The following is a 17,279-nucleotide window of genomic DNA, read 5'->3' as shown; positions in this document are numbered from 1 at the left end:
GAATATCCTCGGGTCCACCCGCATCCGTCCGTAGGGTCGAACTACACCAACAACTGTTCTGACCCTATAGAGGAGGCCTACGTGTCCATCAGCGCCGAGAACACGACTCATGAATCTGTGGCCGCCAGCCACGCCCTACCGGAGCCGACCCCCGAGGAACAGGCGCAGCTGGACCAGCTGTACAAGGACTTCGAGGCGGAGAACCTGATCCCGTTGTGGACGGAGATCGGTGATCTGATGCCGATGGTCCCGACTCCGAAGGCCGTCCCGCACGTGTGGCGTTGGAATGACCTGTACCCGCTTGCCGCGCGTGCCGGGGACCTGGTGCCCGTTGGCCGGGGTGGTGAGCGGCGCGCCATCGCCCTGGCGAACCCGGGCCTGGCCGGCACCCCGTACGCGACGCCGACGTTGTGGGCGGCGATCCAGTATCTGGGTGCCCACGAGACGGCCCCGGAGCACCGGCACTCCCAGAACGCGTTCCGTTTCGTCGTCGAAGGCGAAGGCGTGTGGACCGTGGTGAACGGCGATCCCGTGGCGATGCGCCGCGGTGATTTCCTGCTCACCCCTGGCTGGAACTTCCACGGCCACCACAACGACACCGACCAGCCCATGGCATGGATCGACGGCCTGGATATCCCGTTCGTGCACTACGCGGACGCCGGGTTCTTCGAGTTCGGCACCGAGCGCGTCACGGACGAGGCCACGCCTGACATTTCGCGGTCCGAGCGTCTCTGGGCCCACCCCGGCCTGCGTCCGCTCTCCGGGCTGGATGACACCACCAACTCTCCCATCGCCGCCTACCGGTGGGAACACACCGACGCCGCCCTCCGCGAGCAGCTTTTGCTGGAGGATGAGGGCCATCCGGCCACGGTGTCCCAGGGCCACGCCGCCATCCGGTACTCGAACCCCACCACCGGCGGGGACGTCATGCCCACCATCCGCGCCGAGTTCCACCGCCTCCGTGCCGGCGCGACCACCGAACCATTGCGGGAGGTTGGTTCCAGTGTGTGGCAGGTCTTCGAAGGCACCGGCACCGCAGTCCTGAACGGCGAGACCAAGCAGCTGGCCAAGGGCGACCTGTTCGTGGTCCCGTCCTGGCAGGAATGGTCCCTGCAAGCAGACACACAGTTTGATCTTTTCCGGTTCAGCGACGCCCCCATCTTCGAACGACTGAACTTCAACCGCAGCTACACCGAAGGACGCAAGTAATGAGACTCCTCACCCTCCGCACTGAAACGGGAACCCAGGCCGTCCGCCAGGACGGCGAGACCCTCACCGAGATCCCCGGCTTCGCCGACGTCGGCGCGCTGTTGGCCGATCCCGCCTGGGAAACCACCGCTGCGGCGGCCAACGGCGCAACCCATGCGCTCGACGGCGCCGACCTGGCCGCCGTCGTGCCGTCACCGGGGAAGATCATCTGCGTGGGCCACAACTACCGCAACCACATCAAGGAAATGGGCCGGGAGATCCCCGAGTACCCCACCCTCTTCGCCAAATACCAGGAATCCTTGATCGGCCCCAACGATGACCTGGCGTTGCCGCAGGAATCGGACACCGTGGACTGGGAAGCCGAACTCGCCGTGATCATCGGCAAGAAGGGCCGCCGCATCCCCGAAGCGCAGGCAGCCGAGCATATTGCCGGGTACGCGGTCCTGAACGACATCTCCATGCGCGACTACCAGTTCCGCACCATCCAGTGGCTGCAAGGCAAGACCTGGGAGAACTCCACGCCGTTCGGCCCGGCCCTGGTCACCAAGGACGAGTTCACCGCCGGGCCGCTGATGACCTCCGCCGTGGACGGCGAAATCCAGCAGTCCACCCCCACCGGCGACCTCGTGTTCACCCCCGAGTTCCTGGTCTCCTACATCTCCACCATCATCACGCTCAACCCCGGGGACGTGATCGCGACCGGCACCCCCGGCGGCGTCGGCCACGCCCAGGACCCCAAGCGGTACCTGCAGGAAGGCCAGATCCTGGTCACCACCATCGAGGGCCTGGGCCAGCTGAGCAACCGCGTGGTCAAGGAAGCCTGATGGTCGCCCGCCACGACCTCGCCACCGATCCGGGCCTGCAGGAAGACCTCCTGCAGGCCCGGCGCGGCACCGCGTTCTTCGCCCGCAAACTCAACGAACTCACCGACGCGGAGCTCGACGCCGGTACCCGCCTCCCGGGCTGGACCCGCCGCCACGTAGTAGCACACGTGGGCTACAACGCTCGCGCGATCGCCCGGCTCGTGGAATGGGCTGCCACCGGTGTGGAGACGCCCATGTATGCCTCCCCCGAGGCGCGAAACCAGGAAATCAACTTCGGCGCCACCCTGTCCCCGATTGCGTTGCGGAACCTCTTCGACCACTCCGCCGTGCACCTGTCCGTGGAATGGCGCGACCTCCCCGACGCGAACTGGGCCCGCGAAGTCCGCACAGCCCAAGGCCGGACCGTCCCGGCATCGGAAACAGTCTGGATGCGCACCCGCGAAGTGTGGATCCACGCCGTGGACCTGGACAACGGGGCCACATTCAACGACATCCCAGCACCCGTCCTCGAACGTCTGCTCAAAGACATCACCGGCGCTTGGAAAACCCGCGGCACGGATGCGGGGCTTCTGGTCAAAGTCATGGGCACTGCCGGGAACGGCGCCGGGCTCACGTTCGGCGACACCACCGCTGCAGACCCGACGATCATCACGGGAGCCCTGCCCGCCGTCGTCGAATGGGCCGCGGGCCGCGGCAACAGCGGCGTCACCGCCGCCGGACCGGGCGCCCCGACGCAGGAAGTCCCGGCCGCGCCGGCTTGGATCTAACTACAACGCGGCAGGTGGAGTTGGCGGCGCCGTAGTCGAGCGGATCACCAGACGGGGATTGACGATCTGCTCCTCATTGCCGCCATCGCTTTCCAGCTGGTGGAGTACTGCGGACATGCAACGGCGGCCGAGCTCTTCAAAGTCCTGTTTGATGGTAGTCAGCGGAGGCAGGAAGAACGCGGCTTCAGGCTGGTCGTCATAGCCAACCACGCTGATGTCGACAGGCACCCGCAGATTGGCTTCCTGGAGGGCGCGAAGGACGCCAACGGCCATTTGGTCGTTCGCGACAAAGACGGCGGTAACGGCGGGCTTTTCGTCGTGGCTGCGTTGCTCAATGAGCTCCAACCCGGCCTGGTACCCGGACGCGGCGTCCCATGCCCCTTGAAGGAGGACGTCGGCCTCCAGGCCAGCACTGGCGAGTGCCTCCCGCCATCCCGTGATTCGCTCAGCGGCGTCAATCCAATGCGGTGGCCCGGAAATATGCCCAATGTGGCGGTGACCAAGCCCGATGAGATGCTCCACTGCCAGCCGCGCTCCCAAACGCTGATTCAGTGAAGCGCCCGTCAGTTGTGTTCCCGTTCCTGCACCAACGGCGACCACGGGAAAGGGAACGCTGACGTCACTTAAAGCAGCGAGGACATCCGGATGCGGGACGAGGATGACCACCCCCTCCACGGACTGGTTGCGGAAGTGCGCGATCGCATCGTTGATGCTCTCGCCCGTCACCTCGCGGAGATTGGCGATGCTGACGAAATAGCCTGCTTCCCTTCCCGCCTGCTCGACTCCCAGCAAGGTATTAGCTGGTCCGTACTGGCCGGTTTCGCAGGCCAGCACGCCGATCGTCCGGGAACGTCGCGTCACCAGGCTGCGCGCTGCTGTATTGCGCCGGTAACCCAGGCTGGCGATGGCCGATTCCACGCGTTCCTTGGTCTTCCCGCTGACGTTCGGGTGGTTGTTCAGGACACGGGAAACGGTCTGGTGCGAGACCCCAGCCAACTTGGCTACGTCCCCCATGACCGGTGGCCTTGCCGGTATTCCAGGCACGGCCCCGGGCATTGCCCGGGGCCGTGATGATGGTGGTGGCGCTGGAACGCCGCGGGACATCCTGACCTACTTCGCGTCGACCCGCACAGGCTCTGTCGCGGCAGGTTTCGTAGCTTCGGTAGCGGGAGGCGTGGTCTTCCACTTGAAGCGGCGGCCGATGGATGATCCTCCACCGGCACCGGTCCGGTTCTTGTTGAAGATATCGAAGCCGACTGCAAGGAGGAGAACCAGGCCCTTGATGAGCTGCTGGTAGTCGGTCCCAAGGCCCAGGATGGACATGCCGTTGTTCAGGACACCCATGATGAGGCCACCGATCATTGCTCCCGCAACGGTACCGATGCCGCCTTGGACGGCCGCGCCACCGATGAAGGCGGCCGCAATGGAGTCCAGTTCAAAGCCGGTACCGCCTGCGGGCTGGGCCGAGTTCAGTCGTGCCGTGAACACCAAGCCAGCCAACGCGGCGAGGACGCCCATGTTGACGAACAGCCGGAAGGTTACCTTCTTGGTCTTGATGCCGGAGAGTTCTGCTGCATGGAGGTTGCCACCAATGGCGTAAGTGTGGCGCCCGAAGATGCTGTTGTTCATCAAAGCCGAGTAGAGGATCACGAGGACTGCCAGCACGATCAGCACGATCGGCGTTCCACGATAGCTGGCCAGCAGGAACGTGATGATGAGCATCAGCACAGCGATGAAGCCATTCTTGACGGCAAACCACGCCATCGGCTCATTCTCCAGGTTGAACTTGCGCCGGACCCGGCGTTCCTTGATGGCCTGGAAGAGAATCGCTGCCGTGCCGCCCACACCAAGAATGACCGTCAGCCATTCCAGTACGGATGTGCCGCCGGAAATATCCGGGAGGAAGCCGCCACCGAGCGCCCGCAACTCGTTGGGGAACGGGGTGATCTGCTGGTTCTTCAGCGTGATCAGCGTCAGGCCGCGGAAGATGAGCATACCGGCCAGGGTGACGATGAAGGCGGGAATGCCCACGTAGGCAATCCAGTAGCCCTGCCAGGCACCCACCAAGGCACCTACCAGGAGACAGGCCGGGATGGCCAGCCACCACGCCCAGCCCCAGTGCACGATCATCACACCGGCAACAGCACCGATGAACCCGGCGATGGATCCGACGGAGAGATCGATGTGGCCGGCGATGATAACCATCACCATGCCTATGGCAAGGATCAGGATGTAGCTGTTCTGGACCACCAGGTTGCTGACGTTCTGGGGTTCGAGCAGGATGCCGTTGGTCAGGACCTGGAAAAGGATAACGATCAGGATCAGGGCGACGAAGATGCCAACCTGGCGGAGGCGGCTTGTGAGGAAGCCAAGGGATTCTCGTAGGGCGGACATGTTGGCTATTCCTTCTCTTGAGTCATGAAGTGCATGAGTGTTTCCTGGGTGGCCTCGGCGATGGGGACCTCGCCAGTGATGTGACCTGCGGACAGCGTGTAGATCCTGTCGCAAATGCCCAGGAGCTCCGGTAGCTCCGAGGAGATGACGATGACGGCTTTCCCGGCGGCTGCCAGCTCATTGATGATCGTGTAAATCTCGAACTTGGCGCCGACATCGATGCCCCGGGTCGGTTCATCCAGGATCAGAACGTCCGGATCCGAGAACATCCACTTGCTCAGCACGACCTTCTGCTGGTTGCCGCCCGAGAGCTTGCCGGTGATAGCTGCCACTGACGGCGCCTTGATGTTCATGCTCTTCCGGTAATGGTTGGCAACGGTGGTCTCCTTGTTGCCATCAACCCAGCCGCGTTTGGCCAGTTTGTTCAGTGCCGCCATGGAGATGTTGCGCTTGATGTCCTCAATCAGGTTCAGGCCATAGTGCTTGCGGTCCTCGGTGGCATAGGCAATGCCATGGTCGATCGCGTCGGAAACAGTGGAAGTGTTGATCTCTTCGCCGTACTTATAGACCTTGCCCGAAACGGCGCGTCCGTACGTCCGGCCGAACACGCTCATGGCCAGCTCGGTACGGCCAGCGCCCATCAGGCCAGCCAGGCCCACCACTTCGCCCTTGCGCACATTCAGGTTGGCGTTGTGCACCACAATCCGGCTGTGGTCCTGGGGGTGCTGCACCGTCCAGTCTTCAATGCGCAGGACTTCCTCACCGATGTTCGGGGTCCGGTCCGGATAGAGGCTTTCGAGATCGCGTCCCACCATGCCGCGGATGATGCGCTCCTGGGTGATCTGGCCCTGGTCCAGCCGAAGGGTCTCGATGGACTTGCCATCGCGGATGATGGTGACGGCGTCAGCCACCTTGCGGATCTCGTTGAGTTTGTGGCTGATGATGATGCTGGTGACGCCTTGGCCTTTGAGGTGCAGGATGAGGTCCAGCAGGTGGTCCGAGTCTTCATCGTTCAGAGCAGCGGTTGGCTCATCCAGGATGAGGAGCTTCACCTCCTTGGAAAGCGCCTTGGCAATCTCCACCAACTGCTGCTTGCCAACACTGATGTGCTGGATGGGCGTGACGGGGTTTTCGCTCAATCCCACACGGGCAAGCAGTTTGGCGGCCTCGAGGTTGGTTTTTCGCCAATCCACCCAGCCATTGTTTGCCAGTTCGTTGCCAAGGTAGATGTTCTCCGCGATGGAAAGGTACGGGCTAAGGGCCAACTCCTGGTGGATGATCACAATCCCGCGCTTCTCGCTGTCCGAGATGCTGTTGAATTCGCAGGGTTCGTTCTCAAAGAGGATGTCGCCGTCAAAGGAGTTGTGCGGGTACACGCCGGACAACACCTTCATCAGGGTGGATTTCCCGGCGCCGTTCTCTCCGCAGATGGCATGGACTTCGCCGCGGTTCACGTCCAGGGTGACGTCCTGAAGGGCCTTGACCCCGGGGAAGGTCTTGGTTATTCCTCGCATTTGAAGAATGGGTACGTTCATCGTCAATTCCCACTGACTGGTTGGAACTTGGCCTGGCCGGGGATTCGGCCGGCTCATGGTGGGTTGTGGCCCCGCCCCGCTTGGCGGCAGGGCCACAACCCGAAGGAAATGCTTACTTGACGTCGGATTCCTTGTAATAGCCCGAGTCGATGAGTTCCTTCTTGTAGTTGTCCTTGGTGATAATGACGGACTTCAGGAGGAAGGCCGGAACAACCTTGACCTTGTTGTTGTAGGTCTTGGTGTCGTTGGTTTCCGGTTCGTTGCCCTTGAGTACGGCGTCAACCATCTTCACGGCCTGTGCACCGAGTTGGCGGGTGTCCTTGAAGATCGTCGAGTACTGCTCGCCGGCGATGATGGACTTCACTGAGCCCTTCTCGGCGTCCTGGCCGGTCACAACCGGCAGCTTACCGGTGGAGTAGCCGCCAGTGCTGGTCAGGGCCGAGATGATGCCGATGGAAAGGCCGTCATACGGGGAGAGCACGCCGTCCAGCTTGGTGCCGGAGCTGTAAGCCGAGGTCAGGATATCTTCCATGCGCTTCTGCGCCACAGGTGCCTGCCAGCGCAGGATGGCTGCTTGCTCGAACTTGGTCTGGCCGCTGGGAACCTTCAAGGTGCCGGCGTCGAGGTAGGGCTTGAGGGTGTCCATGGCGCCAGTCCAGAAGAAGTTGGCGTTGTTGTCATCCGGGCTTCCAGCGAAGAGCTCCACGTTGAACGGGCCCTTGCCGTCAACCTTCTTGCCGCTTGCATCCACCAAGCCCAGGCCGGTGAGCAGCGAAGTAGCCTGCTGGACACCAACGGTGTAGTTGTCAAAGGTGGTGTAGTAATCAACGTTTGGTGTGCCGTTGATGAGGCGGTCGTAGGCGATGACCTTGACGTTCTGTTCCTTGGCCTTGGCCAGGACGTCAGTCAGCGTGGTGCCATCAATTGCTGCGATGATCAGGGCCTTGGCGCCCTTGGTCAGCATGTTCTCGATCTGGGAAACCTGCGTAGGGATGTCATCGTTGGCGAACTGAAGGTCGGTCTTGTACCCAAGGTCCTTCAAGGACTTCTCAACGTTGGCGCCATCGGCAATCCAACGCTCGGACGTCTGTGTCGGCATCGAAATGCCCACCAGCGAATCGCTGGGCTTGGCGGTGCTGCTGGATTCGGCAGCTCCTCCGCGGCTACCGCAGCCCGTGGCTCCCACGGTCAAGGTAAGGACAACCGCTACGGCGCCCAGGAGTTTCTTTAATCTCACGATGCTCTCCTTCCGCGGCAGCATTGCCGCGAACTCTGATGCAGCCGGAGCATCTGCGCGTCCGGCACGGTGAAGCTGGGTTGGCCTGTGTGCTGGGGGCGGCACATGCCACTTCAAGGTGATACGACTGCCATTGTGAACGCTAACAATACCGTCGGTCAAGTGGATTAGATCACAATTCGCACACGGCCCTACCAAGTGCAGAAGCTTGCCAAGAATACTTGACTTGAATCGTTGTTAGCGTTCACAATTGGCGCGTTCCCGTTCGATGGGCGAGGAAGAGCCCGGCACCGCTTTGTGGGCAGTGCCGGGCTCAACAATCATGCTTTACCAGTCATGCATGCTTTACCAGTCATGCACGCTTACCAGTCATGTACAGTGCCGTCCACGAGCCGGTTGTAGGGCAAGTATGCCTGCTGGTACGGGTAGGCGGCGGCTGCTTCCTCGTTGAACTCGACGCCGATGCCGGGCTCGTCCCCGGGGTGCAAATATCCGTCCTTGAAGGTCATGGACTGCTGGAAGACCTCGTTGGTCTTGTCGGAGTGCTGCATGTATTCCTGGATGCCGTAGTTGTGGATGGCCAGGCCAACGTGCAGCTGCGCGGCGAAGCCCACCGGGGAGATGTCAGTGGGCCCGTGGAATCCGGACTTGATCTGGTACTGGGCTGCGAAGTCCATGACCTTCTTCAAGGGCGAGATCCCGCCGAAGTGTGTGGAAGCCGCGCGGACGTAGTCGATCAGCTGTTCCTTGATGAGCGTCTGGTAATCCCACACGGTGTTGAAGATTTCACCGATAGCCAGCGGCGTGGTGGTGTGCTGGCGGACCAGGCGCAGGCCCTCCTGGTTCTCGGCAGGCGTGCAATCCTCCAACCAGAACAAGTCATACGGCTCCAAGGCCTTGCCAAGCTTGGCGGCCTGGATGGGTGTCATGCGGTGATGGCCGTCGTGCAGCAGCGGGATCTCCGGGCCGAACTCGTTCCGCACGGCTTCAAAGACGGTGGGCAGGTGGCGAAGATAAGCCCGGGTATCCCAGTCTTCTTCCTGCGGGAAAGCGCCGCGGCCTGCGGGCTCGTAGTCGTAACGTTCACCTGAGGCCTGGGCCTGGGCGGCGACACCGTAGACGGCCTTGATGCCGGGGACCGCGGTCTGGATGCGGATGGACTTGTAGCCCAGCTCCAGGTGCTCGCGGACGGAGTCGAACAACGACGGAATGTCCGAGCCCGAGGCATGGCCGTAGGCGCGCAGCCCATTGCGCGACGCGCCGCCCAGGAGTTGGTACACCGGCATGCCGGCCACTTTGCCCTTGATGTCCCACAACGCCATATCGACGGCGGCAATCGCCGCCATGGTCACGGGGCCACGGCGCCAGTAGGAGCTGCGGTAAAGGAACTGCCACGTGTCCTCGATCCGGTGCGGATCCTTGCCGATCAACAGCTGCGCGACGTGCTCCTTGAGGTATGCGGCGACGGCGAGTTCCCGGCCGTTGAGCGTCGCGTCGCCAATGCCCGTCACGCCGTCCTCGGTGGTGATGCGCAGCGTGACGAAGTTGCGGGAGGGGCTGGTCACGAAGACTTCAGCGGCAATGATTTTCATGGTCTTGGGTCCTTCCGATGGGATCTAAACGTGGGTGGGCGCGGTGGCGATGTAGCCCTGCAGCCGGTGGATCTGCGCAACAACGGCGGGGTCCTTGCCCAGCTCAGGGCTGAGCAGCGCCAGCAGCGCAGCGGTGCGATGTTCGCCGTCGAGCGTTTTCGTTGCCTGGATGTCTGCGGAGAGAGGGTCCTGGAAATCCGCTGTGGAGGACACGTACGCGATCCATGCGGCGATCATCCGGGCGGCACCGTCTCCGGGGCGCCCTGCGGCACGTTCGGCAGTCAGGACCGGCAAGGCACGCATGCGCAGCTTGGTGGTTCCGTCCATGCCGATCTGGGTCAAATGGTGTGCGATCCTGGCGTTGCCGAAGCGTTCCACCAGAGCCTGCAGGTACTGCGGGATTCCCAGCGCATCTCCGGGAAGGTGCCGCGCAGCTTCATCCCAGAACGCCTCCACGGCGTCCCTGCACAGGGGGTCGGACAGTGCCTCAGCTACCGTTGAATGGCCCCGGACCAGCCCCGCATAAGCCAGGATCGAGTGCGCGCCGTTCAGGAGCCAGAGCTTCCGGTTCTCATAGGGCTCGATGTCCTTCACGAAGACCGCACCAGCGTCTTCCCAGCGAGGCCGGCCGGCCGGAAAGTCTCCGCTGAGGATCCAGTTGTGGAACGGCTCGGTGACCACGGGCGCCGCGTCCCGGTAACCGCAGTCTTCAGCCACCACTGCAACATCATCCCCAGTGGTTCGGGGAGTGATGCGGTCAACCGAGGTACTGACAAAGCTGACTTTGGATTCGATCCACGCGGCCAGGTCGGCGTCCTTGGCACGGGCCAGGGCCCCAACAGCCTGCCGGGCCACGTTGCCGTTATCCGCCAGATTGTCGCAACTCACGACGGTGATTGGTCCGGCGCCTGCCTCCCGCCGGGCAGCGAGCGCGGTCACCAAACGGGCCAACGGCGAATCGCCTGCGGCCGCCGCGTAGGCGGCCTCCGTAATAGTGAGCGTGATGACTGCTGTCGACGGTGCGGCCACAAGCTCCGCCAGCCGTCCGACGTCGGACCCGTCCACAGCTTCCACAATGCTGCCGATGACCTCGAACGAGTCACCGGTGCCGGACCGTTCCACCACGGTGAACAGTCCGTCCTGTTCCGCCAGAACCGTTGCGGCGTCGGGGCGGCGTCCGGTGAAGGCCGCGATCCCCCACTCCGCAGAGTCGCCAGCGTGCTGCGTGTACCAGGCTTGGTGCGAGCGGTGAAACGCGCCAAGGCCCAGATGCACAATGCGGATGGGCGGCTTCACGATGGGCCGGAGCATGCGGTTGAGTCGCGGCAGATCCGCGGAGTGGTTGGGTTCGAGGATCACAGTTTGAAGACCCGTCGGGGTGAAGAATCCACGACGTCCACAATCAACTCGTGCGCGCGGTCCTCGCTGATGCGGTGCTCGGCAACGAGCCGTGCCAGGAACGAGGCCTCGATCCTGCGTGAGGCGTCGTGCCGGGCCGGGATGGAGCAGAAGGCCCGTGTGTCGTCGATGAATCCCGAAGACCGCGAGAAGCCCGCGGTCTCCGTGACCGCCGAACGGAAACGGAGCATTGCGTCCGGCGCGTCCAGGAACCACCACGGTGCACCGATGTACACGGACGGGTAGAAGCCGGCCAGCGGTGCGAGCTCGCGGGAGAAGACCGTCTCGTCCAGGGTGAAGAGCACCAGGTGGAAGTCCTTCGCCGTCCCGAAGTCCTGCAGCAGCGGCCGGATGGCCTCCGTGTAGTTCACGGCGAAGGGGATATCGTGGCCGGTGTCCGCGCCGAAAGCCTCAAAAGTGGGCTGGTGGTGATTCCGGAAGGAGCCCGGGTGGATAGTCATCACCAGGCCGTCCTCCACGGACATGCGGGCCATTTGGTACATCATGTGTGCTTCGAAGACGTCACGGTCCTGCGCGCTTGCCTGACCGGAACGAGCCCGCTCGAACAGCCTCTCGGCCTCCGCGGTGTCAAGCTTGAGGGTGGCCGGGGTGCGGACGCCGTGGTCAGCGGAGACAGCCCCGTGTTCCACGAAATGACGACGCCGGTTCTCCAGGGCGGTGAGGTACCCGCGGTAGCCTGTGCCGCCGTCGGACGCTGTTTCCAGGAGCCGCTCGACGTTGTCTGCCCACGAGGGATGGGCGATATTCAGGTACGCATCCGGGCGGAACGTGGGCAGGACCCGTCCGTGGAAGGAAGGATCTGCCGCGAGCGCCTTGTGGCTCGCAAGGTCGTCCAGGGGATCGTCCGTGGTGGCAAGAACCTCTATATTGAACTCCTTGAAGAGTTCACGGGGACGGAATCCCGGCTCGGCAAGCTTTGCCGAGATGGCATCAAAGGTGGCGTCCGCGGTCTCAGCACTCACCTCACCCTGCAGTCCAAAAACCGTCTCGAACTGTGTCCGCAGCCAGTATCCCGAGGCCGTGCCGTCAAAGAGCGGCCAGGACTGGCAGAAAAGCTGCCAGACCTCCCGCGCCCCGGCGCCCGGCTGGAGTTGTTCCAGCGGAACGCCGGAGGCGTGGATGAGTCGCGTGACGTAATGGTCCGGCGTAACAAGCAGGGCGGCCGGATCCGGGAATGGCGTGTTCTGCTGGATCACTGCGGCATCAACGTGTCCGTGCGGGGAGATGATAGGCAGGTCCTGGACCCGTGCCAGCAACGTGCGCGCGATGGCACGCGTTCCGGGGTCCGCTGGCAGCAGTCGGTCCGGGTGGGTGGCAAGCGACTCGGTCATGGGTCAGCCTTTCGAGAGGGAGTCAGCAGGCAAGCTTCCGTGGACAGTCAATCCGGCGAGTCCGGCAGCGCGGCGCAGGAAGTCCAGGTTGCCGGCTGTGCGTTCGGCGAGCGGAAGGTTGGTGGAGAAGTCCTCCACAGTCACCCAGGCGTCATATCCGACGTCGGCCAGTGCCTTGAAGTAGGCAAGGACGCTCCCCTGCCCCTCGGTGAGTGGAGCCCACTCGTTCACCCACACCGCTGCCCCCGCCTCGTCACGCTCATCGGTGCGGACCCAACGGGCATTTTTCACATGGATGTGCGCCAGGTACGGCCCCAGGAGTTCAAGTGCAGGCAGCGGTGACTCCCAGCCTTCGATCAACAGGTTGCCGAGGTCATGGATCACCCCCACATGCTGCGGGTCCAAGCCTTCCAGAAGCCTGCGGGCGGATGACGCCGAGGCCGTCACCGTGCCGTGGTGCAACTCAACGAGCGCTTTGACACCGTGGTGTGCTGCCCTGCCAGCCACCCATTCGTAGTGCTCACGGGTCGCATCGAAAAGCTCCGGGTAAGTCAATCCACTCGGTTGCTGTCCGCCCATCCTCGAGTTGCCAAGCGGCAGCACATTGACCCTGACCTGGCGGGCACCCAAGGCGGCCGTCGCTGCGAGAACCCTTTCGACGCCGTCGTGGTCGTCGCACCGTGCGTAACCACCCAAGCCGGAGTACTCGAGTCCAGCCTCGGATGTGAGCCGCGCGATCTCCGGCAGCGAGTCCTCCAGACCAGTCATGGGCCAGGTTGCCTTGTTTCCTGCCCAGAAGCCGGGTTCAGCGGCGCCGGCCTGGTCCGTGACGCGCCATTCGATGCCGTGCCAGCCCTGGGCTGACAGTTCTGTCACGGCTTGCTGCGGCGTCCAATCCGGCGTCGAGGCCGTGAAGACGGAGAATTTCATGCCGTAACCTCCTCGAAGTGGCCGTTACCGGTATGCACCTCAACGTCGTTGTATTTGCCAGCCATGACGTCGGCGATCAGGACCGGACGGCCGAGGGTGGCCGAGAGGTACAGCGCCCGGACAGTGGCCAGAGCGGTGACGGCGTCCTGGACAGTGACTCCTGCGGGACGGCCCTTGCGGATAGCGTCCACAACATCGCGGTACTGGCGAATGTGGCCAGCGGGGTAAACGGTTGGGTCCAGGTTGGTCTGCTGTGGTGGCTCAGGGAATTTGGCGAGTTCCTCAACAGCTTGGTTGCCGCCGCCCCGGATGCCCATCGGTCCGCTGTCCGCATCGCCGTTCTCATCAGCAGCATGGAAGTACTCGAGGTTATCGTTGTCGATCACCGCGGAACCCTTGCTTCCCATGACCTGCAGCCGGACTGTCAGGCCAGGGTAGGCTGCCGTCGTCGCGTGCAGGACGGCGAGCGCGCCGGACTCGAACGTGACGGTTGCCACGGCTGTGTCCTCGACCTCCAGGTCGGTGTGCGCCAGGAGCGCGGTCTTGGCGCTGATTTCCACGGGCCGTCCAAGGAACCACAGGAGCAGGTCCACGGTGTGGACGCCCTGGTTCATCACAGCTCCCCCGCCGTCCATGGCCCACGTTCCGCGCCAGGCACCGGAATCGTAGTAGCCCTGGCTGCGATACCAGCTAACGGAAGCTATGGCGGAGGTCAGCCGTCCGAACCGGCCTGCCCGGCGGGCTTGGTCCACCACGACGCTCGCGGGATCGAAACGGTGCTGGCTGATGACGCTCGCTACGAGTCCCTTCTCTTCGGCGGCTTTGGCAGCGGCGAGAATTGCCTCCGCGCCGTCCAGGTTCACATCGAGCGGCTTTTCGATGACAACGTGCTTGCCGGCGTCGAGGACTTCCAAAGCCTGCTGGATGTGAAGTCCGCTGGGGGTGGCGATGATGACGAGATCGACGTCGGCGCTCGCGAACGCTTCACCCAAGGTCCTGAACGTGGCTGGCCGGGCGGCGCCGCCGTCCGCGATCTCCTGGGCCAGTGCGTCCGCCGCTTCCGGTATTTCGTCCACCAGTGCGGTGACGCGAAGCTCAGGCAGTTCTCCCACCGCCGCGGCGTGCGTTCGGCCGATGGTGCCGCATCCGGCGATGGCGACATTAATGACTGCGGGGTTTTCTGTGCTCACTTGGTTTTCACTCCTGCTTCGTTCACGACTTTTGCAAAGGCCCTCGCGGCCATCCCGAATGCGGTGGGTCCGGAGAAGCCGCCCAGTCCGTGTGCGCCGGCCAAGTGCGGCTCGAGGCTTGCGAATCCTACGAAGCCATCGGATTTCAACGCCTCAACCGTTCTCAGCAGGTCGCCGTCGCCCTCACCGGCGGGGACCACGACGCCGTCGGCGAACCGCGCGTCCTTGACCTGCAGGTACTCCAGGTGCGGACGGAGCTTGGCATAGCCCTCGTCGAAAGGCTTGACGCCCACCTGGACGAAGTTGGCCGGGTCCCAAGCGACCTTCAACGCCGGCGAGGCCACTGATTCGATGATGTCCAGGACGCGGTCCGGGGTATCGCCGAAGATGTCCTTCTCGTTCTCGTGCAGGAGCACCACGCCCGTCTCGTGGGCCACGGCAGCAAGGGCACGCATCCGCTCGATCACGGCGTCGCGGATACTCTCCACGGCAACGCCTTCGCCGTAGTAGAAGGAGAAGATCCGGATATAGGGGGCGCCGAGGACGTGCGCTGCGTTTGCCGCCCGCCGGAGCCTCTCCACCTCGTGTTCCACAGGCAGAGAGACATCCACTTTGCCGATGGGCGAGGCGATGGCGGACACTCCCATGCCGGCTGCGTCCAAGAGCTTTTTCAGCTCTCCAAGCTGTTCGGCATTGAGGTCCACGATGTTTGTACCCCACGCGCTGCGGACCTCAATGTGGTTGGCGCCCAGGGCTTGAAGTACCGCGATCTGCAGCACGGGGTCGTCGTCGATTTCGTCACCGAAGCCCGAAAGCGTCCATTCGACTGTTGCTGAACCGGTCATTGCTATTTGACTCCTCCGGCGGTAAGTCCGCCCACTAGGTAACGCTGGAAAATCAGGTACAGGATCACGACGGGAGCGGCACAGACGAGCGAAGCTGCCATCATCTGGCCGTACAACGGGATGGCTCCGCCTTCCTGGGAAGCACCGAAGATCTGGAGGGCGACCGCAGCTGTCTGGCTGTCCGGCCGGGTCATGACCGAGGCGAACAGGACATCGTTCCACCCCAACAGGAAGGCAAAGATTCCCGAGACCACGATTCCGGGCCAGCTCAGCGGCAGGATGATGCGGACCAGGACGCCAAGGTTGCTCGCGCCGTCGATCCTTGCGGCCTCTTCCAGCTCCCGCGGCAAGCCGCGCAAGTAGGTGACCATCACCCATGTTGAGAACGGCATGGCGAAGGTCAGGTACGTAATGAACAACCCCCACTGTGTGCCGATGACCTGGATGCCGAGGTAGCTGGCGGCTGAGGAGAAGAGAACGAACACTGGCAAGACCATGAGCGTGCCGGGCACGGACTGCAGCGCCAACAGGCCACGCAGGATGCTGAGCCGCCCACGGAACTGGTACCTGACCAGCACGTAGGCGATGGAAACGGACATCGCCGCGGACACCACGGCCGTGGCTCCGGCTACGAGCACACTGTTGGTCAGGCCCTTGGCCAGCCCTACGCTGGACCAGATCTTGGTGTAGTTCTCCATGGAGAACGTTGACGGCCAGAACTCGCCGTTGGCCACGCCGATGTCCGAGTTAACGGAGGCCAGGAAAATGTAGGCAACGGGGATGAGCACGATCGCACACAGAACGGTAAGGATGATTGCCAGCATCGGCACGGGCAGGAGACGGGTTACTTCATGTTGCCGCTTTGAGCCTGGCCGGAACGTGGTTGCCGACGTGCCCCGGCTGGCCGTGCCGCGGACGGAGGTGGTTGATGCGCTCACTTCTTGCCTCCAGGCGTCTCGGCGTCGTCCAGCTTGACGGCGCGCAGGTAGATGAACAACGGAATGGCGATCAGGACCAGTGAAACGAAGGCCATGGCGGCGCTGAGGCCGAAGCGGAAGCTCTGGAAGCTGGTCACGTACGTGAGGATCGGAAGGACCTCGACGTCGGCGGGAGCCGGAACACCGAACAGCACGAACGGGAGCGTGAAGTTGTTGATGTGGTGCAGCATGCCGATCAGGAATGCCAGAGCGAGGGGTCCCTTGAGGTACGGGAAGATGACGTAACGCAGCTTGTTCCACCACAGCGCACCATCCAGCGCAGAGGCCTCATGGACTTCATGGTCCACAGACTGCAAGCCGGAGAGTGCAAGCAGATAGATAAAAGGCCACGAAGCCCAGATCTGGACCAGGATGAGCGTCCAATAAGTCTGCGGCCCATTAAGCCAAAGCCCGGCATCCATCCCGAACGTTCCCAAGGCGGAGTCCACTACCCCGTTGGGCTGGAACATCGTCCGCCACACAGTGGCCACAACGAAGGACGGGAGCACGTAAGGGATCAGGAAGATCGATCGGATCACGGCGCGGCCCTTGAACGAGTTCTGGGTTGCCACCGCCGCAGCAATACCCAGCGGCAGCGTGACAATCATGGCGATCAGCGAGTAGCTGACGCTCAACCACACGGAGTGAAGCAGCGGCGAGTCGGTCAAGGCCTCCACAAAATTTCCGACGCCGATAAACGGTGCGCTGACCCACTTGCGGAGCGAGTACTGGTCCAGGTTGAGGGCCGACATGTAGATGCCAAGGAACAGCGGCAGAACAATGATGACGAACATCAGGAGCCCGCCCGGGATCAGCATCCACAAGGGGCGGTTGCGCTCGCTCAAACCCTTCCGGCGGACGGGTTTCTTCCCGCCTCCAGCCGGCTGGATGGTGCCTGTGCCCGCATCCGGCAACGTGCCGCCGTCGGACGCTTGGGCTGTTGTGGCCGGCCGGGCCAGCTGCCCTTCGGCAGCCGGGCCCGTCATGGCCTTCATTTCCCTGAAGGAATCAGTGGACATGGGAGACCCT

At 63.3% G+C, this 17,279-nt stretch carries 15 protein-coding genes; 3 read left to right on the top strand and 12 right to left on the bottom strand.

The window, feature by feature from the left end:
* Positions 1-81: 81 nt before the first annotated feature.
* From ACZ5G6_RS02570 to ACZ5G6_RS02560, 3 genes are read left to right on the top strand one after another with little or no spacing between them, the layout of a single operon-like run.
* On the top strand, positions 82-1,209 hold the full coding sequence (locus tag ACZ5G6_RS02570) for a cupin domain-containing protein (protein WP_498689176.1): 1,128 nt from the start codon (positions 82-84) through the stop codon (positions 1,207-1,209).
* Positions 1,209-2,033, top strand: coding sequence for a fumarylacetoacetate hydrolase family protein (locus tag ACZ5G6_RS02565; protein WP_498689174.1), 825 nt, complete (start codon positions 1,209-1,211; stop codon positions 2,031-2,033). The genes ACZ5G6_RS02570 and ACZ5G6_RS02565 overlap by 1 nt, the downstream gene beginning before the upstream one ends.
* Complete coding sequence (locus ACZ5G6_RS02560; RefSeq protein WP_498689172.1) at positions 2,033-2,800, top strand: maleylpyruvate isomerase family mycothiol-dependent enzyme; 768 nt, start codon at positions 2,033-2,035, stop codon at positions 2,798-2,800. The genes ACZ5G6_RS02565 and ACZ5G6_RS02560 overlap by 1 nt, the downstream gene beginning before the upstream one ends.
* Here ACZ5G6_RS02560 and ACZ5G6_RS02555 read toward each other — a convergent pair whose 3' ends face one another.
* From ACZ5G6_RS02555 to ACZ5G6_RS02500, 12 genes are all read right to left on the bottom strand, one after another.
* Complete coding sequence (locus ACZ5G6_RS02555) at positions 2,801-3,814, bottom strand: LacI family DNA-binding transcriptional regulator (RefSeq protein WP_498689169.1); 1,014 nt, start codon at positions 3,812-3,814, stop codon at positions 2,801-2,803. It abuts the gene before it with no gap.
* Positions 3,815-3,910: 96 nt separating this feature from the next.
* Positions 3,911-5,194, bottom strand: coding sequence for a multiple monosaccharide ABC transporter permease (mmsB, locus tag ACZ5G6_RS02550; protein ID WP_223935637.1), 1,284 nt, complete (start codon positions 5,192-5,194; stop codon positions 3,911-3,913).
* Between the two features lie 5 nt (positions 5,195-5,199).
* Positions 5,200-6,729: a multiple monosaccharide ABC transporter ATP-binding protein gene (mmsA, locus tag ACZ5G6_RS02545; protein ID WP_223935636.1), complete on the bottom strand. Its 1,530-nt coding sequence runs from the start codon at positions 6,727-6,729 to the stop codon at positions 5,200-5,202.
* Between the two features lie 112 nt (positions 6,730-6,841).
* On the bottom strand, positions 6,842-7,966 hold the full coding sequence (gene chvE / locus ACZ5G6_RS02540; protein WP_224093994.1) for a multiple monosaccharide ABC transporter substrate-binding protein: 1,125 nt from the start codon (positions 7,964-7,966) through the stop codon (positions 6,842-6,844).
* A 362-nt stretch (positions 7,967-8,328) separates the two neighbouring features.
* Positions 8,329-9,558 (bottom strand): D-mannonate dehydratase ManD, encoded by a 1,230-nt coding sequence (manD, locus tag ACZ5G6_RS02535; protein ID WP_498689165.1) that lies wholly within the window; start codon positions 9,556-9,558, stop codon positions 8,329-8,331.
* 24 nt (positions 9,559-9,582) lie between these two features.
* On the bottom strand, positions 9,583-10,869 hold the full coding sequence (locus ACZ5G6_RS02530) for a mannitol dehydrogenase family protein (protein ID WP_498691725.1): 1,287 nt from the start codon (positions 10,867-10,869) through the stop codon (positions 9,583-9,585).
* A gap of 44 nt (positions 10,870-10,913) precedes the next feature.
* Positions 10,914-12,308, bottom strand: coding sequence for a glucuronate isomerase (gene uxaC / locus ACZ5G6_RS02525; protein WP_498689163.1), 1,395 nt, complete (start codon positions 12,306-12,308; stop codon positions 10,914-10,916).
* A 3-nt stretch (positions 12,309-12,311) separates the two neighbouring features.
* A complete protein-coding gene (locus ACZ5G6_RS02520) occupies positions 12,312-13,238 on the bottom strand; it encodes a sugar phosphate isomerase/epimerase family protein (protein ID WP_498689160.1) in 927 nt (308 codons plus the stop codon).
* Positions 13,235-14,428 (bottom strand): Gfo/Idh/MocA family protein, encoded by a 1,194-nt coding sequence (locus tag ACZ5G6_RS02515; protein ID WP_498689158.1) that lies wholly within the window; start codon positions 14,426-14,428, stop codon positions 13,235-13,237. Before ACZ5G6_RS02515 ends, ACZ5G6_RS02520 begins: the two co-directional genes overlap by 4 nt.
* A complete protein-coding gene (locus ACZ5G6_RS02510) occupies positions 14,425-15,273 on the bottom strand; it encodes a sugar phosphate isomerase/epimerase family protein (RefSeq protein ID WP_498689156.1) in 849 nt (282 codons plus the stop codon). The genes ACZ5G6_RS02515 and ACZ5G6_RS02510 overlap by 4 nt, the downstream gene beginning before the upstream one ends.
* Positions 15,274-15,275: 2 nt before the next feature.
* Positions 15,276-16,211, bottom strand: coding sequence for a carbohydrate ABC transporter permease (locus ACZ5G6_RS02505; RefSeq protein ID WP_498689154.1), 936 nt, complete (start codon positions 16,209-16,211; stop codon positions 15,276-15,278).
* Positions 16,208-17,269, bottom strand: a complete 1,062-nt coding sequence (locus ACZ5G6_RS02500) for a carbohydrate ABC transporter permease (protein WP_223935625.1) — start codon at positions 17,267-17,269, stop codon at positions 16,208-16,210. Before ACZ5G6_RS02500 ends, ACZ5G6_RS02505 begins: the two co-directional genes overlap by 4 nt.
* Positions 17,270-17,279 lie beyond the last annotated feature (10 nt).

The organism is Arthrobacter sp. TmtSoilC51, from assembly GCF_055388015.1.
This window is presented reverse-complemented; position numbering and strand designations above follow the sequence as displayed.